This window comes from Streptomyces sp. NBC_01260 (assembly GCF_036226405.1).
GTDB lineage: Bacteria > Actinomycetota > Actinomycetes > Streptomycetales > Streptomycetaceae > Streptomyces > Streptomyces laculatispora.
Genome location: NZ_CP108464.1, coordinates 6327603 through 6345083, shown reverse-complemented (window position 1 = coordinate 6345083; position 17481 = coordinate 6327603). Strand labels below are relative to the sequence as shown.

At 71.0% G+C, this 17481-nt stretch carries 11 protein-coding genes; 6 read left to right on the top strand and 5 right to left on the bottom strand.

Annotated elements, in window-relative coordinates; all coding sequences use genetic code 11:
* The first annotated feature begins 82 nt into the window (after positions 1-82).
* From nadA to OG322_RS28270, 3 genes are all read left to right on the top strand, one after another.
* Entirely contained in the window at positions 83-1279 is a 1197-nt protein-coding gene (gene nadA, locus OG322_RS28280; RefSeq protein ID WP_123470152.1) for a quinolinate synthase NadA, read from the top strand.
* 162 nt (positions 1280-1441) lie between these two features.
* Complete coding sequence (locus OG322_RS28275; RefSeq protein ID WP_124283855.1) at positions 1442-2851, top strand: lipase/acyltransferase domain-containing protein; 1410 nt, start codon at positions 1442-1444, stop codon at positions 2849-2851.
* Positions 2841-7895, top strand: coding sequence for a tetratricopeptide repeat protein (locus OG322_RS28270; RefSeq protein WP_124283856.1), 5055 nt, complete (start codon positions 2841-2843; stop codon positions 7893-7895). The genes OG322_RS28275 and OG322_RS28270 overlap by 11 nt, the downstream gene beginning before the upstream one ends.
* Positions 7896-7990: 95 nt before the next feature.
* Here the strand turns inward: OG322_RS28270 and OG322_RS28265 are convergent, their stop codons facing one another.
* The 5 genes from OG322_RS28265 to OG322_RS28245 form a co-directional block, all read right to left on the bottom strand.
* A complete protein-coding gene (locus tag OG322_RS28265) occupies positions 7991-11146 on the bottom strand; it encodes an efflux RND transporter permease subunit (protein ID WP_329307181.1) in 3156 nt (1051 codons plus the stop codon).
* A gap of 165 nt (positions 11147-11311) precedes the next feature.
* Positions 11312-12007: a response regulator gene (locus OG322_RS28260; protein WP_123470160.1), complete on the bottom strand. Its 696-nt coding sequence runs from the start codon at positions 12005-12007 to the stop codon at positions 11312-11314.
* A complete protein-coding gene (locus OG322_RS28255) occupies positions 12004-13266 on the bottom strand; it encodes a sensor histidine kinase (RefSeq protein ID WP_329307180.1) in 1263 nt (420 codons plus the stop codon). Before OG322_RS28255 ends, OG322_RS28260 begins: the two co-directional genes overlap by 4 nt.
* 148 nt (positions 13267-13414) lie before the next feature.
* On the bottom strand, positions 13415-13693 hold the full coding sequence (gene pspAA / locus OG322_RS28250) for a PspA-associated protein PspAA (RefSeq protein WP_123470164.1): 279 nt from the start codon (positions 13691-13693) through the stop codon (positions 13415-13417).
* Positions 13694-13702: 9 nt separating this feature from the next.
* Positions 13703-14485: a PspA/IM30 family protein gene (locus tag OG322_RS28245; protein ID WP_123470166.1), complete on the bottom strand. Its 783-nt coding sequence runs from the start codon at positions 14483-14485 to the stop codon at positions 13703-13705.
* A gap of 296 nt (positions 14486-14781) precedes the next feature.
* On the opposite strand from OG322_RS28245, the gene OG322_RS28240 reads away from it, so the two are divergent.
* The 3 genes from OG322_RS28240 to OG322_RS28230 all read left to right on the top strand — a co-directional run bounded on the left by OG322_RS28240 (position 14782) and on the right by OG322_RS28230 (position 17476).
* Entirely contained in the window at positions 14782-15381 is a 600-nt protein-coding gene (locus tag OG322_RS28240; protein ID WP_123470168.1) for a DUF3043 domain-containing protein, read from the top strand.
* Between the two features lie 89 nt (positions 15382-15470).
* Positions 15471-16223 (top strand): class I SAM-dependent methyltransferase, encoded by a 753-nt coding sequence (locus OG322_RS28235; protein WP_329307777.1) that lies wholly within the window; start codon positions 15471-15473, stop codon positions 16221-16223.
* Positions 16224-16390: 167 nt separating this feature from the next.
* The gene (locus tag OG322_RS28230; protein WP_329307179.1) at positions 16391-17476 is read left to right on the top strand and encodes a S1C family serine protease; all 1086 of its coding nucleotides are present in this window, start codon (positions 16391-16393) and stop codon (positions 17474-17476) included.
* Positions 17477-17481: the final 5 nt, after the last annotated feature.

The window sequence follows — 17481 nt, the reverse complement described above, 5'->3', positions numbered from 1 at the left end:
AGTGACGTGAAGCGGTTATGATAGATAGCGTCAATTCGACGAAAAGGCTCCTCGTAGAGAAGCTCCTCGCAGAGAAGAAAGGGTGCGTGACGTGACCACGGCCCACCCCGTCCAGGAACTCGACGTCCAGCCGTCGCCCCTCGCCCTGCTCCTGCTCGGCCGCGACGCCGACCCCAGGAGCGAGCGCGGCGTCGAATGCCCCGGCGACCTGCCCTCCCCGTCCGACCCGGACCTGGTGGAGCGCGCCCGCGCTGCCAAGGAGAAGCTGGGGGAGAAGGTCTTCATCCTCGGGCACCACTACCAGCGCGACGAGGTCATCCAGTTCGCGGACGTCACCGGTGACTCGTTCAAGCTGGCGCGCGACGCCGCGGCGCGTCCGGAGGCCGAGTACATCGTCTTCTGCGGTGTGCACTTCATGGCCGAGTCCGCGGACATCCTGACCACCGGCGACCAGAAGGTCGTGCTGCCGGACCTGGCGGCGGGCTGCTCGATGGCCGACATGGCCACCGCCGAGCAGGTCGCCGAGTGCTGGGACGTGCTGACCGAGGCCGGGGTCGCCGAGCAGGTCGTACCCGTCTCGTACATGAACTCCTCCGCCGACATCAAGGCCTTCACCGGCCGCCACGGCGGCACCATATGCACCTCGTCGAACGCGAAGCGCGCGCTGGAGTGGGCCTTCGAGCAGGGGGAGAAGGTCCTCTTCCTGCCGGACCAGCACCTGGGCCGGAACACCGCCGTACGGGACATGGGGATGACCCTGGAGGACTGCGTCCTCTACAACCCGCACAAGCCGGGCGGCGGGCTGACCGCCGAGGAGCTGCGCAACGCGAAGATGATCCTGTGGCGCGGGCACTGCTCGGTGCACGGGCGCTTCTCGGTGGAGTCCGTCAACGACGTGCGCGCCCGCATACCCGGCGTCAACGTGCTGGTGCACCCGGAGTGCAAGCACGAGGTCGTGGCGGCCGCGGACCACGTCGGCTCGACGGAGTACATCATCAAGGCCCTGGAGGCGGCCCCGGCCGGTTCCAAGTGGGCGATCGGCACCGAACTGAACCTGGTCCGCCGGCTGGCGAACCGTTTCGCTGCCGAGGACAAGGAGATCGTCTTCCTCGACAAGACGGTGTGCTTCTGCTCGACGATGAACCGGATCGACCTGCCGCACCTGGTGTGGACGCTGGAGTCGCTGGCCGAGGGCAACCTCGTGAACCGGATCGAGGTCGATCCGGAGACGGAGAAGTACGCCAAGCTGGCGCTTGAGCGGATGCTGGCCCTGCCGTAGCCCGGCCGCACAAGGCCCCGGGGCGCCTTCGGGCGTTTCTCCGGGGCCTTTCGCGCAGGTGGTGGCGGCGGGCTGATTTTCCCCCATACGGCACCCAGGATGTCCGTTCCGTAATTACGCTGCTACTCACCGCAGCGCACATTCACGGGGGTACGGCGCCACATGACTTCTCGCAGCCCGGTGGACGATCTGGTGGTCGTCGTCCCGGGCATTCTCGGCAGCCGGCTGGCGGACGCGGACGGGCACGAGGTCTGGGGCCTCTCGGGCCGGGCCCTCCTCCGGGGCATCCGTACCTTCGGCCGGTCCGTCAAGGGGCTGGCGCTTCCCAAGGACCTGGGCGACGCTCACCCGGGCGACGGCGTGCGCCCGCTCGGTCCGGTGCGCGACCTGCACGGCCTGCCGGGCATCGGGACGCTCGTGGACGGCTACGACGGCTTCCTGGACTGGCTGGAGCGCCACTTCACACTGCGCCGCCGGGGCGTGAGGGACGAGTCCTGTGCCCCCGCCAACCTGATCGGCTTCGGCTACGACTGGCGGCTCTCCTGCCGGTACAACGCGGACCGGCCGGCCGAGCGGGTGGATGAGGAGCTCGGCCGCTGGCGGGCCTCGGCACCGCAGCGGGCCACGGCCCGGGTCGTCTTCGTCTGCCACTCGATGGGCGGACTGGTCGCCCGCCAGTACGTGGAGCAAGGCGGCGGCGCGGAGACGACGCGCCGCGTGATCACGCTCGGAACCCCGTACCGGGGCTCCCTGGACGCCCTGCTCCATCTGGTCAACGGGGTGGGCCCGGCCGGTGCCGGCCTCAGCGCGTTCGCCCGCAGCCTTCCGTCCCTCCACCAGCTCGTCCCCGACTACGCCGCGCTGATCACCGCGCCGGGTGAGCCGCTGCGGTACGCCCGTGAGGTGACCGGCCTGCCCGGGACCGACACGCGCCTGCTCAAGGACGCCGCCCGCTTCCACGGGGCGCTGCGGGAGTCCGGGGCGGGGGCGGCGTACGGGGTGGAGTACGTACCGGTCAGCGGGGTGCTCCAGCCGACGCCGACCACCGCCGAGGTCCGGGGCGAGAGGCTGACCGGACTGCTCACCATCGACGGGACCGACGAGGGCGGCGACGGCCGCGTACCCAGGCTCTCCAGCGCCCATGTGGGGGCGGCGGGGCGGCCCGCGTACACACCCTGGGAGAAGCACGGCTCGCTCCAGAACAACACGGCGCTGCGCCAGGCCCTCTACAACTGGCTCACCCCGGACCCGCCGGTCCACCGGGGCCCGGAGGGCGTGGAGGTGCCGTTGGTGGTGGACGCCCCGGACGCGATCACCGAGGGCGAGGTGTACGAGCTGCGGGCCACGGTCCCGCCGGACATACGGGGCCACGACCGGGTGGCCGTCTTCGCGGCGCCCGGGGGCCGGCCGGTGCGGACGCTGAACAACCTGGGCGGGGGCCGCTACGCGGCACGCCTGGCCGGGCTGCCGGCCGGACCGCACCGGGTGCGGGTGAGTACGGGAAACGCGGGCCATGTCGTGATGACCGCGCTGGTGCTGGTACTGGAGAACGGGGCGGGCCATGGTGCGTGAGCCGGGCGTGGCGGGCGACGGTGGGAACGAGCCGGTGGGGACGGCGCTGTGCGTGGTGTGCGAGGAGTACGCCGACAGGCGGAGCTTTCCCCGGCTGACCGGGGCGGTGGCCCAGATGGAGGAGGTCGCCGCACTGCTGGAGGGTCTGGGGATCGCCGCACATGTGGTGGGCGGCGGGAACCCGTCCCGGGCGGCCTTCGACGAGTCCCTCACGGCCTGGAGCGAGGGCTGGCGGGAGACGGGGGAGGCGAGGCCCGCGATCATCGTCTGGTCGGGGCACGGCGTGCTGATCGACGACGAACTGCGCCTCGCGCTCTGCGACCTGGAGCTCGACGCCGATCAGGTGACGCGCGACGCACGTGCTCTCAGACGGGGCGTCCCGGCCGAGACGCTGGTCAACGACGCGGTGGCGTCGGGCGCCGACCAGATCCTGGTGATCATCGACACCTGCTACGCGGGGGACGCGGTGGGCCGGGGCCTGGAGAAGACCCTGCGGCGCTGGGCGGCCACCTCCACGCCGCCCGGCCAGGCCAAGTGGTTCGGGATCATGGCGAGCTGCCGGCGCGACGAGACGTCGGAGGGCAGTGGCCCGCTGCTCACCGCGTTGGCGCGGGTCCTGAGGTCCGGCCCCGCCACCACCGAGTACCGCTCGGCCTGGAGCGCCCACAACGAGCTGGTCAGCGGCCCGGACCTGCTGGCGGCGCTGGGTGAGCGGTGGCGCGGCGAGGGCCAGACACCGGTGCCCGCCACCCTCGGCACCGGGCGCCCGGTCTTTCCCAACCCGCGCCATGTGCCCGGGACCCCTGCCCGGCTGGTGGAGCACCTGGTGCTCGCGGCGCGCGGGGTCGGGCACCGTGAGGAGGGCTGGTTCTTCACGGGCCGGAAGGAGGTGCTGGGCCGGATCGCCGCATGGCTGGAGGCGGACGCTGCCGGGCTCTTCCTGGTGACCGGCCCGGCGGGCTGCGGCAAGTCGGCCGTGCTGGGCCGGATCGCGACGCTCACCGATCCCGTGCAGCGGAGGGAGACCGAGGCGCACGGGGGCCTGCGCGAGGACGACCCGGACCCGGGCCTGCGCCCCGGCCGCTCCCTCGCCTCCGTGCATCTGCGAGGCCTGAGCCCTCTCCAGGCGGCCTCGGAGCTGGCCCGGCAACTCGGACTGCCGGAACCGCGCAACGCGGACGACTTGCGGGGAGAGCTCCGCGCGTTGTCCCCGCAGCCGGTGCTGGTGCTGGACGGCCTGGACGAAGTACCGGCCGAACACCTCCGCACCATGATCGAGGAGCTGGTCTTCCCGCTCAGCCGGACGAGCCCGGTCCTGCTGGGCTCCCGCGACCGCGCGTTCCGCAGCCGTATCGCGGAGGACGGGGAGGGGAACGAGACCCTGCCGGACGCTCTGGCCCGGCTGATCGGTGCGGGTGTCACCACCGCGGACCTGGAGCGGGAGCCGCACACCCGGGCGGACATCAGTGAGTACGTGTTCCGCCGGTGCACGGCCGCCGGTGTCCCGGAGGGCCGGGCGCGGGAGGCGGGCGACGCGGTCGCGGCCCGTGCGACGGCGGTGGACGGCGGGTTCCTGTTCGCGCGGCTGGTGGCGGGCTCGCTGCTGGCGGGGGGTCGTGTCACCGGCGGGGCTCAGTGGCCGGCCGGTCTGCCGGACTCCATCGAGGCCGCGTTCGAGGAGGACCTGCGGGCGGGGCCGGTACGGGTCCTGGCGGACGGCACCGAACTGCCGTCCGCCGCCAGGGACCTGCTGACGGCCCTCGCGTGGACCGTCGGGCGCGGTATGCCGGCCGGAGGCGTGTGGGAGGAGGTCGCCGGGGCACTGAGCGGCGGTGACGTGTCGTACGGCGAGGACGACGTGGACTGGGTGCTGTCCGCATACGGCCGCTACGTCGTCGAGGACTCCGAGGACGGGCAGGCGGTGTACCGCCTGTACCACCGCGAGTTCGTGTCATACCTCGCGGACCGGGAGGGACCGGGGCGTGCCGAGGCCGGCGAGGTGGCACTGGCCGCGCTCATCGCGCACGTCGAGCGGCGGGCGGTGGGCGGCGACTGGGGGGCGGTCGATCCGTACGTGGTGCGGGCACTGGCGCGGCACGCGGCGCGGGAGGGCGCACCGGGGATCGGGATGCTGCGGGGGCTGGTGGAGCGGGGCGGGGTGGGCGCGGCACCGTATCTGGCCGAAGCGCTCCACGTCCTCTCGCAGTTGCTGGACGCGGCGGGAGAACTGGAGGGAGCGCTGTCCGCCGCGCGGAAGGCACTGTCCCTGTGGGAGGAACTGGAACGAGAGTCTCCGGGAAGCCACCGGGCCGCGGTGGCCCGTGCTCTGACCGGTGTGGCCGCCCGTTGCGCCGCCACCGGCGATCGAGCGGGGGCTCTGGCACCCGCGCGGGAGGCGGTCCTCATCCAGCGGGCACTGGCCCATTCCGGGGCCGCCGACGTGCTCCCGGCTCTGGCGGCTTCCCTCAGCACCCTCGGCAACCGCCTCGCGGGCGTCGGCGACCACGAGGGCGCCCTCGATCCGGCGCGGGAAGCCGTGCGCATCTACCGTGAACTCACCACGCGGAGCTCATCGGCCTTCCGTCCTGGTCTCGCCGCCGCACTCGCCAACCTCGCGGCCCATCTGGGGGCCGGCGGACACCACCGGGCGGCGCTCCCGCACACGGAGGAAGCGGTCGGCATCTACCGCGAGCTCGCCACACGTCACCCGGACGCGTTTCTGGGCGAGCTCGCCTCCGCCCTCGCCAATCTGGCAGACCACCTCAGCGAAACCGGCGCTCGTGCGGACGCGCTGTCACATGCGGAGGAGGCCGTCCGCATCCGGCGGACCAAGGCCGAACGCCACTGTGCCGATCTGCCCCTGTTGGCCGGTTCCCTGAGCGACTTGTCCAAGCACCGCGCCAGTGCCGGGGACCGCGAGGGGGCCCTCGCGGTCGCGCGGGAGGCGGTACGCCTCTACCGGGACCTCGGTCCGCGCCATCCGGCCGCTTTCCTGCCGGGTCTGGCCAACGCTCTCCATGTTCTGTCGCAGCGCATCTCCGCCACCGGGGAGCGCGAGGCGGCGCGTGCCCCGGCGCGGGAGGCGGCACGTCTGTACGCCGGGCTCGCCGCAGAACACCCTGGTGCGTTCCGCGCGGGACTCGCCATGTCCCTGAACACCCTGGCCTCGACGACAACGGCCGCAGACCGGGAGACCGCTGTGGCATTGGTGCGAGAGGCCGTACGCGTCCAACGTGAACTGGTCGCGGAACATCCGGCCGCACACCTTCCGGTGCTCGCCGACTTCCTCCACAACCTCGCACGTGCGCTCGTCTCCGCCGGGGAAGCCTCAGCGGCTCTGACCCCGGCCGAGGAAGCGGTCAGCGTCACTCGGCGCCTCGTCTCACGGGACCCGAACGCCTTCTCTCCCAAGCTCGCCATCACGCTCTGCCACCTGGGCAGCAATCGCGCTGTCGTCGGCGACGTGTCAGGCGCGCTCGAATCGACCCGGGAAGCGCTCGCCATCCAGCGTGAACTCGTCGCGCGGCAGCCTGCCGTCTTCCGCGTGGACCTTGCCGACACGCTCGGCAACCTGGCCAACCACCTCAACGACGCCAGGGACCCGGCCGCCGCACTGCGGGCGGCCGAGGAGTCCGTCGCCATCCACCGCGAACTCATCGCACAGGACCCGGTCTCCTTCCGCCACGGCCTCGCAGGAGCGCTCACCCCGCTCTCGGAGAGCCTCGCCGCGACGGGGAGTCCGCAAGAAGCGCTGTCATCGGCCCATGAATCCGTACGGCTCTGGCGTGAGCTCGTCGCCGACCAGGCCGATGCCTTCCTTCCCGATCTCGCCACCGCCCTCAACAACATCGGCGTGTACCTGGGGCAGAACCGCGACTACGGCAGGGCGGTGACTGCGGCGCGGGAAGCGGTCGCCATCCGGCGGAGCCTGGCCATGGCGGACCCCGGCGCCTTCGAGACGGTGTTCACCTCCGCTCTCAACAACCTGGCCGAGGGTCTCACCCGCACGGACGACCACGCATCGGCGATCCGCGCTTTCGACGCGGCCGTGGAGGACTTCGCGGCAGCCCACCCCGCGACCGCTCGCCGCCTCGGCGTGGAGCGTGCCGTCTTCCTGCTGTCCTGCCCCGCCCCCTGGGCCGAGGCCGGCCTACGTGAACTGCTGGTGTTCCTCGACAAGGATTCCGGAGGGCCGGGTACGGCGGACACCGCGACCGTACGGGCCCGGCGGGCGCTGCGCGCGTACGGCGATCCCGACGCGGTCCGCATGGCGTGGGAGACGGAAATCCTTGCCCCCGCACCGGCCTGGCTCACCCTGTTGCCGGAGACTCTGAACCTCGTCAGTTCCTGGATGTTCGCGCCCAACTGGCCCCAGTCACGCGACTTCTGGTCCCGGAACGCCGAGGCCCTCAGCAGCCGGGAGACAGCTACCGCCCTCGAAGAAGCGGCCCTCCTGGACCCCCGCACCGCGCTGCAGCACGCCGCGCTCCGCGAGGCCGTCCTCCTCCACGGCGTGACCGCCGCCTACGATCCGCTGATCCTCAGGGAGCAGTTGGCGGAGTGGGTGGAGTGCGACACCTGGGCGGAGTCACGGGTCTTCCTCCAGGACCACCCCCGCATCCTCCAGGTCCAGCCGTCCGGGGCCACTCCGCTCGCGCACGTCGCCGTCCTCGATGTCGCCCGCACCGAAGGACTGGACGCCGCGTACCGCCTCGTTGAGGACCGCGACGCCCTCCAGGCGTACGTGGAAAGGGCGTTGGCGGCCGGGGACGGCAACGCGCTGATGCACGCGGCCGCCGTGGAGGGGCAGGTCTTCGACGACAAGCTGTCCTCCCTCACCCACGCCCAGGCGGGCATGGTGCTCTCCGGGGCGGTCGAGGGCGTCGAACCGAACGATCTGGCCACGCTCCTGCCCCGGGCGCGCGAGGAGATCCGGGTCCGGCTGCTGAGGGAGATCTGCGCCCTCAGCGTCCAGCACGCCCACCCGCACGGTGCGACGTGGCTCCGTATCGTCCAGGCGCTCAGCGGAAGCGGGGCCGCCTGACGCTCACCGCCCGCCGGAGAACCGCCGGAAAAACCGGGAAGGGCCCTGTCCCACGCGGGTGCGTGGGACAGGGCCCTCTCGTCGGGCAACGCGGATCAGGCCTTCGCGGGCTCCGGCTCCTCGGAGGAGGCCTCCTCCGACTCGGCCGGGGCCGGCCCGCCCGCCTTGGCGGCGCGCTTCGCGGCCTTCTTCTTCGCGCGGCGCTCCTTGCGGAGCTCCACCATGGCGTACAGCGTCGGCACCAGGAGCAGCGTCAGCAGCGTCGAGGTGACCAGACCGCCGATGACCACGACGGCCAGCGGCTGCGAGATGAAGCCGCCCTCGCCGGTGACGCCGAGCGCCATCGGGAGGAGGGCGAAGATGGTCGCCAGGGCCGTCATCAGGATCGGGCGCAGCCGGTGGCGTCCACCCTCGACGACCGCCTCGACGACGCCCATGCCCTGCGCCCGGTACTGGTTGATCAGGTCGATCAGCACGATCGCGTTGGTCACCACGATGCCGATCAGCATCAGCATGCCGATCATCGCCGCGACGCCCATCGGGGTCCCGGTGATGAGGAGCAGGCCGATCGCGCCGGTGGCGGCGAACGGGATGGAGACCAGCAGGATCAGCGGCTGGATGAGCGACCGGAAGGTGGCGACCAGCAGCATGAAGACGATCGCGACGGCCGCCAGCATGGCCAGGGCCAGCTTGACGAAGGCGTCCTTCTGGTCCTCGGAGACGCCGCCGATGGTGGCGGTGGCACCGTCCGGGAGGTCCAGGGAGTCGATCTCCTTCTGGAGCGCCTTGCTGACGTCGCCTGTGTCGTCACCGACGGGCTTGGCGGTGATCGTCGCGGCGCGCTGGCCGTCGATCCGTGTCATGGAGACCGGTCCGGGGACCAGCTTCACGTCGGCGATGCTGCCGAGCTTGACCGGGCCGAGCGGGAGGTTCTTCAGCTCGGCCATCGTGGCGGCCGGGTGGGCGGACCTGATGACGACATCACGCTCGGTGTCGTCCATGATCGCCTTGCCTGAGGGGGTGCCCTTCACCGCACCGGCGACGGCCGCTCCCAGGGCTGCCTGGGTGAAACCGGCGTCGGCGGCCTTGGCGTTGGCCTTGACCGAGATCCGGGGGATGCTCTGCGACAGGTCGCTCTGGACGTCGCTGACGTCCTTGAGGCCGGCCACCGCCTTGCGCACCATTTCGGAGGACTTCGTCAGGACGTCCGCGTCGGCGGCCTTGACCACGACGCTCAGGTCCTGGCTGCCGAAACCGCCGGCCTCGCCGAAGGTCGTGTCACCGATGCCGTCGAGCTTGCCGAGCGCCTCGCCGAGGCGCTTCTCGGTGGCGTCGTATTCGGCCGGGTCCTTCAGCGTGACCTGGTAGGAGGCCTGGTTGGCCCCCGTGCCGCCGCCGAAGGCCGCCATGAAGCCGGACGAGCCGACGGTGACCTGGTACTCCTTGACGGCCTTGTCGTCGGCGAGGAGCTTCTCGACCTTCCTGGCCGCCTCGTCGGCGGCCGCCAGGCTGGTGCCCGGGGTCAACTCCTGCTTGATGGAAAGGACTTCCTGCTCGCCCTGGTCGAAGAGGGTGGTCTTCAGCAGCGGAGCCATGCCGAAGGTGCCGATCAGCACGACGACGGCGATGACCACACTGACGACGCGGCGCCGGGTGGCGAAGCCCAGCACCTGGACGTACATCTGCTGGAGCTTGCTGCGGGCTTCCTTCTCCTCGGCCTTGCGCCGGGCCTCGTCCGGGTTCTCGGCGCTGCCCTTGGGGGCGCGCAGGAACCAGTAGGACAGGACAGGGACGACGGTCAGCGAGACCAGCAGGGAGGCCAGCAGCGCCGCGGTGATCGTCAGCGAGAACGAGCCGAAGAGCTCGCCGACCATGCCGCCGACCAGACCGATCGGCAGGAATACGGCGACCGTGGTGAGGGTCGAGGCGGTGACCGCGCCGGCCACTTCCTTCACCGCGGCGAGGATCGCGGACTGGCGCTCCTCCCCGTAGCTGAGGTGGCGCTTGATGTTCTCCAGGACGACGATCGAGTCGTCGACGACCCGGCCGATCGCGATGGTCAGCGCGCCCAGGGTGAGCATGTTGAGCGAGAGGTCGCGGGTCCAGAGCACGATCAGTGCGAGGACCACGGAGAGCGGGATGGAGACCGCGGTGACCAGGGTCGAGCGGAGCGAGGCCAGGAAGACCAGGATCACGATGACCGCGAAGAGCAGGCCGAGCGCGCCCTCGGTGGTCAGACCCGAGATGGCCTTGGAGACGGGCGGGCCCTGGTCGGTGACGACGGTCAGCTCGGCGCCGGCGCCGAGGTCCTTGCGCAGGTCCGGGAGCTTGTCCTTGACCGCGTCCGAGATGGCGACGGCGCTGCCGTCCTTGTCCATCGTGGCCATGACGGCGAGGCTCGGCTTGCCGTTCGTACGGGTGATGGAGACCGCGGTGGACGGCTCCTGCTTCACCGTCGCGATGTCACCGATGCGGACCGGCTCGCCGGGCTTGCCCGTCGTCGGGTCCTGGCCGGTGACCCGCAGGTCCTCGATCTGCTTCAGGGAGGTGAAGGCGCCACCGACCTGGACGGTGCGGCTCTTGCCCGACTCGGAGAAGGAACCCGCCGGGACGGTCGCGCCGCCCGCCTGGAGTGCCTGGGAGAGCGAGGTCGCGTTCAGGCCGGCGGAGCTGAGCTTCTTGTCGTCGGGGGTGATGGAGATCTGGAGGTCCTGCACACCGTCGACGGACACCTGACCGACACCGTCGATGGCCTCCAGTGCGGGGACCACGGTACGGTCCAGCTGGTCGGCGAGCGCCTGCTGGTCCTTGCCGGAGGTGACTGCGAGGACGACGGTCGGGATGTCATCCGTCGAACCGGCGATGACCTGCGGGTCCACACCGTCGGGCAGCTGGACGCGGGCGCGGTTCACCGCCTGCTGGATGTCCGCGACGAGCTGCTTGGTGCCCTCGTCGCCGAAGTCGAAGGACGCCATGATGACGGCGTTGCCCTCGCTGGCGGTCGAGGTGATTCCGGTGACACCGTCGACGGACTTGATCGAGTTCTCGAGCGGTTCGACGACCTGCTTCTCGACCACATCGGGGGACGCGCCCTGATAGGGGGCGAGCACCGACACCATCGGAAGTTCGATGGTGGGCAGCAGTTGCTGCTTGAGCTGCGGGATCGCAATCGCTCCGAATACGAGCGCGACGATCGAGATCAGCCCGATCAGGGCCCTTTGCGCGAGGCTGAATCTGGACAGCCAGGACATGGGTGAGGTCTCTCTTCTGTGGCTTACGCGGCAGGTGGGCGGGGTAACACGGGGACAGACCCGGCCCATCTATACGATCGCTTGTCCGACGGACCGAAAGCGTCGGTCCCAGGTCGCTTTCTTATGCCGCGCATACCGCAGGTGGAGTACGCCGCGGCTGCACCCTCACTCCACCCTGGGGCGGACAAGGCCCGATTCGTAGGCTGTTACCACCAATTGGGCCCGGTCGCGGGCGCCCAGCTTCGCCATCGCCCTGTTCACATGCGTCTTGACGGTGAGCGGGCTGACCACCAGGCGCTCGGCGATCTCGTCGTTGGAGAGCCCGCCCGCGACCAGGACCAGCACCTCCCGCTCCCGTGTGGTGAGGGCCGCGAGGCGCTCGGAGTACTCCGCGGCGTCCGGCCCCTCGCCGTCCGAACCGCCGCCCTGTGCGAGGAACGTGGCGATCAGCCCCTTGGTCGCGGCCGGTGAGAGCAGCGCCTCGCCGGCCGCGGCGACACGGATGGCGTTGAGGAGTTCGTCCGGTTCCGCCCCCTTGCCCAGGAAGCCCGAGGCACCGGCCCGCAGCGACTGCACCACGTACTCGTCCACCTCGAAGGTGGTGAGCATGACCACGCGCACTCCGGCGAGATCCGGGTCGGCACTGATCATCCGGGTCGCGGTGAGCCCGTCCGTTCCGGGCATCCTGATGTCCATCAGCACCACGTCGGCGCAGGTCGACCGGGCCAGCTCCACCGCTTGCGCGCCGTCCGCCGCCTCGCCGACCACCTGCATGTCGGGCTCCGAGTCGACCAGCACCCGGAACGCGCTGCGCAGCAGCGCCTGGTCGTCGACGAGCAGGACCCTGATGGCCGGTGTCATGCGTTCTCCCCCGTCCGGCCCACCACGTCCGGTTGCTCCGACTGCTGCGGGAGGGCCTTGACGGGCAGGATCGCATGGACGCGGAAACCGCCGCCGTAACGGGGTCCGGCGGCGAGGGTGCCGCCCAGAGCCGTGACCCGTTCCCGCATACCGAGCAGCCCATGGCCGCCGCCTTCGCCCCCGCCGTCCGGGTTTCCGCGGCCGTTGTCGAGCACCATGACCTCGGCCGTGGCCCCGACCCGTACGACACTCACCTCGGCCTTCGCTCCGGGACCCGCGTGCTTGCGCACATTGGTCAGCGCCTCCTGGATCACCCGGTACGCGGCCAGGTCCACGGCGGCGGGCAGCGGCGGGCCGTCCCCGGTCGCGCAGGCCACCTCGACGGGCAGCCCCGCCCGGCGCACGGTCTCCACGAGCGCGTCGAGGACGGCGAGGCCGGGGGCGGGTTCGGTCGGTGCCTCGGAGTCGCCGGACTGGCGCAGCAGCCCGACGGTGGCCCGCAGTTCGTTGAGCGCGGAGCGGCTCGCCTCGCGGACGTGGGCGAGCGCCTGCTTGGCCTGGTCGGGGCGCTTGTCCATGACGTGGGCCGCGACCCCGGCCTGCACGTTGACCAGGGCGATGTGGTGGGCGACGACGTCGTGCAGATCGCGGGCGATCCGCAGCCGTTCCTCGGCCACCCTTCGCCTGGCCTCCTCCTCACGCGTCCGCTCGGCCCGTTCGGCGCGCTCCCGGATCGCGTCGACGAACGCGCGCCGGGAACGCACCGCGTCCCCCGCGGCGCTCGCCATGCCGGTCCAGGCGAAGACACCGAAGTTCTCCTGGCTGTACCAGGGCGCCGATCCGAAGAACATCGCGGCGGCGGTGAGCGCGGCCATCGTGAGCAGCCCGACCCGCCAGGTGGTCGGCCGGTCGGTGCGGGCGGCGATGGTGTACAGCGCGATGACCACGCTCATCACCACCGGGGCCGGCGGGTCCACCATCACCAGCTCGACGACCGTCAGCCCGCCGGTGGCGACCAGGACCGCCATCGGGTGGCGGCGCCGCCACACCAGGGCGAGGGCGCCCAGCACCATCAGGAGCACGCTGCTCGCGGCGGGCGTGCGGGTGCCGAAGGTGGGTCCGCTGTGCGAGCTCGGATCGGCGAACGAACCGATGATCATGGACACGAGCACGCCCAGGGCGAGCGCTCCGTCCAGCGCGAGCGGATGGTCGCGCAGCCAGTGCCGGACGCGCAGAACGCCGGTTCCGAGGGTGGTCACGTCAAGCTACGTTACGGCGTGTCGCGCGGGAATCCGTCCGGCCGGCGGCGAGCGGGGGCCGGGCGCCCCGCCGTACGCACAACGGTGCCCCGCGTCCGGCGGACCGGACGCGGGGCACCGTGGGTGCGGGTGCTGGAGCTGCCGGTTGTCAGCCGGAAATCAGACCGTCGTCACGGAGCATGGCGCGCACCTCTTCGAGGGTCGCCTCGGGCGACGGCAGGATCAGCTCGGACGGCTCCAGGGAGTCGTCCGGCAAGGGCGTGCCGACTTCGCGCACCTTTGCGAGGAGCGCGTGGAGAGTGGAGCGGAAGCCGGGGCCGTCGCCGCTCTCCATTTCGGCGAGCAGTTCGTTGTCGAGCTTGTTGAGCTCGGCGAGATGACTGTCGGCCAGGAGTACCTGGCCCTCCCCCATGATCCGTACGATCATGACGCTGCCTTAATTCTTGTCGAACTTGTGCGGGGACTGGGACGGGGACTGCTGCTGGGCGTCCTGCGGGCCGCCCTCGATGGCCTGCTGCGAGGAGGAGCCGCCGGCCAGTTCAGCCTTCATGCGCTGCAGCTCCAGCTCCACATCCGTACCACCGGAGATCCGGTCCAGCTCGGCGGTGAGATCGTCCTTCGCCGTGCCGGTCGGGTCGTCCAGGGCGCCGGAGGCGAGCAGCTCGTCGATCGCGCCCGCGCGCGCCTGGAGCTGCTGGGTCTTGTCCTCGGCCCGCTGGATCGCCAGGCCGACATCGCCCATCTCCTCGGAGATGCCCGAGAAGGCCTCCCCGATCCGGGTCTGCGCCTGAGCCGCTGTGTAGGTGGCCTTGATCGTCTCCTTCTTGGTGCGGAAGGCGTCGACCTTTGCCTGCAGCCGCTGGGCCGCGAGAGTGAGTTTCTCCTCCTCACCCTGCAGCGTGGTGTGCTGCGTCTCCAGGTCGGTGACCTGCTGCTGGAGGGCGGCTCGGCGCGACAGCGCCTCGCGGGCCAGGTCCTCGCGACCGAGCGCGAGTGCCTTGCGGCCCTGGTCCTCCAGCTTGGAGGTCTGGCCCTGCAGCTGGTTCAGCTGCAGCTCCAGACGCTTGCGCGACGTCGCCACATCGGCGACACCGCGGCGCACCTTCTGAAGCAGCTCCAGCTGCTTCTGGTACGAGTAATCGAGGGTCTCGCGCGGGTCCTCGGCCCTGTCAAGGGCCTTGTTTGCCTTCGCGCGGAAGATCATCCCCATACGCTTCATGACACCGCTCATGGGCTTCGCGCGCCCCCTTCTGACTTAACTGGGCTCCAGCACTCCAACAGAACCCACAGTACGGGCCCTGTCTCTATTACCGCACTGTTCGAGCAAGGATGTGGTCCTCCCCAAGGACGACTGACACCGGTCGGCGCTCCGGCCCAGGGAGTAGGTGAGGGTCAGGGAAACCGCTGGCAACGCCCGTATCGTCCCGCTCGCACACTCCTGGGGACGCAGGCCGTTGCCGGATCGTTCCCGACCGGCCTGGGGTCGTCGCGATCGACCCCGTACCCTTGGGCCTTGTGTTCCGTAGCCGCTCCAAGGAAGAGAAGGCCCCCACCAACAAGGTGACGGCGGACCTCTCCAAGACGCCCCGCGACCCGCAGGCCCCCAAAGGTCGCCCCACCCCCAAGCGCAGCGATGCCCAAACGCAGCGCCGTCGTGCCTCCAGTGGAGCGCCGACCGACCGCAAGGAGGCCATGAAGCGCCAGCGCGAAGCGCGTCGCGTGGACATGGCCAAACAGCGTGAGGCGCTCGCCAGTGGTGACGAGCGCTATCTGCCGGCCCGCGACAAGGGCCCGGTGCGGCGCTTCGTCCGTAACTTCGTGGACTCGCGCTTCTGCATCGCGGAGTACTTCCTGCCGCTCGCCGTGATCATCCTGATTCTCAGCGTGATCCAGGTGCAGGGCATCCAGAACATCTCGCTGCTGCTCTGGCTCGGCGTCATCGTGCTGATCGTCGTCGACTCGATCGGGCTCACGTTCCGGCTGCGCAAGCAGCTGAACGAGCGGTTCCCCGATACGCCCAAGCGGGGCGCGGTCGCCTACGGCCTGATGCGCACGCTCCAGATGCGACGGCTGCGGCTGCCCAAGCCGCAGGTCAAGCGCGGAGAGCGGCCCTGAGTACGGATCTCTTCGGCTCGGCCGGCGGTTCGTCCGCCGGTCCGCCGGGTGATGCCGTATCCGGATTTTCGGGGGCCTCTGCGGCATGGCTGGAGGGGCTCGGCGGACTGCGCAACACCGTTCGCCAGGAGCTGGTCGCCCGGCAGCTGGACGAGCAGATCGCGGGCCGCTTCCCCGTCGGGCAGCGGCTGCGGATCCTGGACGTCGGTACGGGCCAGGGCACGCAGGCACTGCGCCTGGCCCGGGCCGGCCACACCGTGACCGGGCTGGAGTCCGACGCCGAGATGCTGCGGACCGCCCGCGAGGCGCTCGCCGGCGAGCCCGCGGGAATCCGTGAGCGAGTCCGGCTCATCGAGGGCAACGGCCAGGACACCGGGGTGCACTTCCTGCCCGGCAGCTTCGACGTGGTGCTCTGCCATGGGGTGCTGATGTATGTCCAGGCGCCCGACGCCATGGTGGCCGGACTGGCCAGGATGCTCGCGCCGGGCGGCCTGCTGTCGCTGCTCGTGCGGAACGCGGACGCACTGGCGATGCGGGCCGGGACCGCCGGGGACTGGGACGCGGCACTGGCCTCGTTCGACACGGACCGGTACACCAACCGGCTCGGGGTGTCCGTGCGCGCGGACCGGCTCGACGCCCTCACCGCGACGCTCGCCGGGATCGCGGCGCCGCTGCACGCCTGGTACGGGGTACGTGTCTTCACGGACAACGTGAGCAACGACGTGGAGCTGCCCGCCGCGGCGGAGCTGGAACGGGTGCTCGCGGCCGAGGACCGGGCGGGCCGGACGGATCCGTATCGCGGGGTGGCGGCGCTGCTGCACCTGTGCGGAGTACGGGGCTAGCCGGTACGGGGTGGTCTCGCCGGGGTCCTCCGGCGGCCGCTTTGCCCTCGATGGCCGGACCGGCTCGAACGCCGCCCTCGACCGCCGGACGGGCTCAGAACCGCGTGTTGTGCTCGGGCGGGTGCGCTCGACGAGCCACCAATGGGGCTAAAAGCAATAATCCGGACATGGATTCCTTTCACTCCCGCAGCCAAGTGCGGCGGCTGCTGCTGCCTCTGACCGCAGGTGTCTGTGCGATCGCGCTGGTCAGCGGTTGCTCCGACTCGAACTCCTCCGGGCCGGACGCGACGAAGTCCGGCCCGGTCCAGCAGGGCTCGGCCTCGAAGGCCACCGGCGATCTGCAGGACGAATACCAGTCCGTCATCGAGAACGTGCTTCCGTCCGTGGTGCAGATCGACGCGTCGGACAGCCTGGGCTCCGGCATCGTCTACGACACCAACGGCCATATCGTCACCAACGCCCACGTCGTCGGCACGGAGAAGACCTTCAAGGTCAGCTCGGCCACCGGTGAGAAGGTGCTGAGCGCCTCGCTGGTCGCCGCTTATCCCGAGCAGGACCTGGCCGTCATCAGGCTCGACACCGTACCCAAGGGGCTGAAGGCCGCGAAGTTCGGCGACTCGGACAAGGTCGCGGTGGGGCAGATCGTGCTGGCGATGGGTTCGCCGCTCGGGCTGTCCAGCAGCGTCACCCAGGGCATCGTCTCGGCACTCGGCCGGACCGTGAGCGAGAGCAGTGCGGGCGGCGGCACCGGGGCCACCATCGCGAACATGGTGCAGACCTCGGCGGCGATCAACCCGGGCAACAGCGGGGGTGCGCTGGTGAACCTGAACAGCGAGGTTATCGGCATCCCGACGCTGGGGGCGACGGACCCGCAGATGGGCGGCAGCGCCGCTCCGGGGATCGGATTCGCGATCCCGGTCTCGATGGTGAAGACGGTGGCCGACCAGATCATCAAGAACGGCAAGGTCACCGACTCGGGCCGGGCGGCGCTGGACATCACCGGCCGTACGGTCGTCGACGACAGCTACCAGCCCGCCGGGGTCGCACTCGTCAGCGTGTCGAAGGGCGGAGCGGCCGACAAGGCCGGTCTGCAGGTCGGCGACATCATCACCAAGCTCGGGGACACGCCGGTCACCACGATCACGTCCCTGTCGGAGGGGCTGGCCGCGGACAAGCCGGGCCAGAAGGTCACCGTGACGTATCTGCGCGACGAGGCGGAGAAGACCGCGGACGTCACGCTGGGCGAGATCTGAGGGCC

Bases quoted from the DNA above. Each gene is read 5' to 3' on its own strand.
- OG322_RS28245 (WP_123470166.1), bottom strand. From the start codon at position 14,485: ATGAAGCGTATGGGGATGATCTTCCGCGCGAAGGCAAACAAGGCCCTT.
- pspAA (WP_123470164.1), bottom strand. From the start codon at position 13,693: ATGATCGTACGGATCATGGGGGAGGGCCAGGTACTCCTGGCCGACAGT.
- OG322_RS28265 (WP_329307181.1), bottom strand. From the start codon at position 11,146: ATGTCCTGGCTGTCCAGATTCAGCCTCGCGCAAAGGGCCCTGATCGGG.
- OG322_RS28275 (WP_124283855.1), top strand. From the start codon at position 1,442: ATGACTTCTCGCAGCCCGGTGGACGATCTGGTGGTCGTCGTCCCGGGC.
- OG322_RS28230 (WP_329307179.1), top strand. From the start codon at position 16,391: ATGGATTCCTTTCACTCCCGCAGCCAAGTGCGGCGGCTGCTGCTGCCT.
- OG322_RS28270 (WP_124283856.1), top strand. From the start codon at position 2,841: ATGGTGCGTGAGCCGGGCGTGGCGGGCGACGGTGGGAACGAGCCGGTG.
- OG322_RS28260 (WP_123470160.1), bottom strand. From the start codon at position 12,007: ATGACACCGGCCATCAGGGTCCTGCTCGTCGACGACCAGGCGCTGCTG.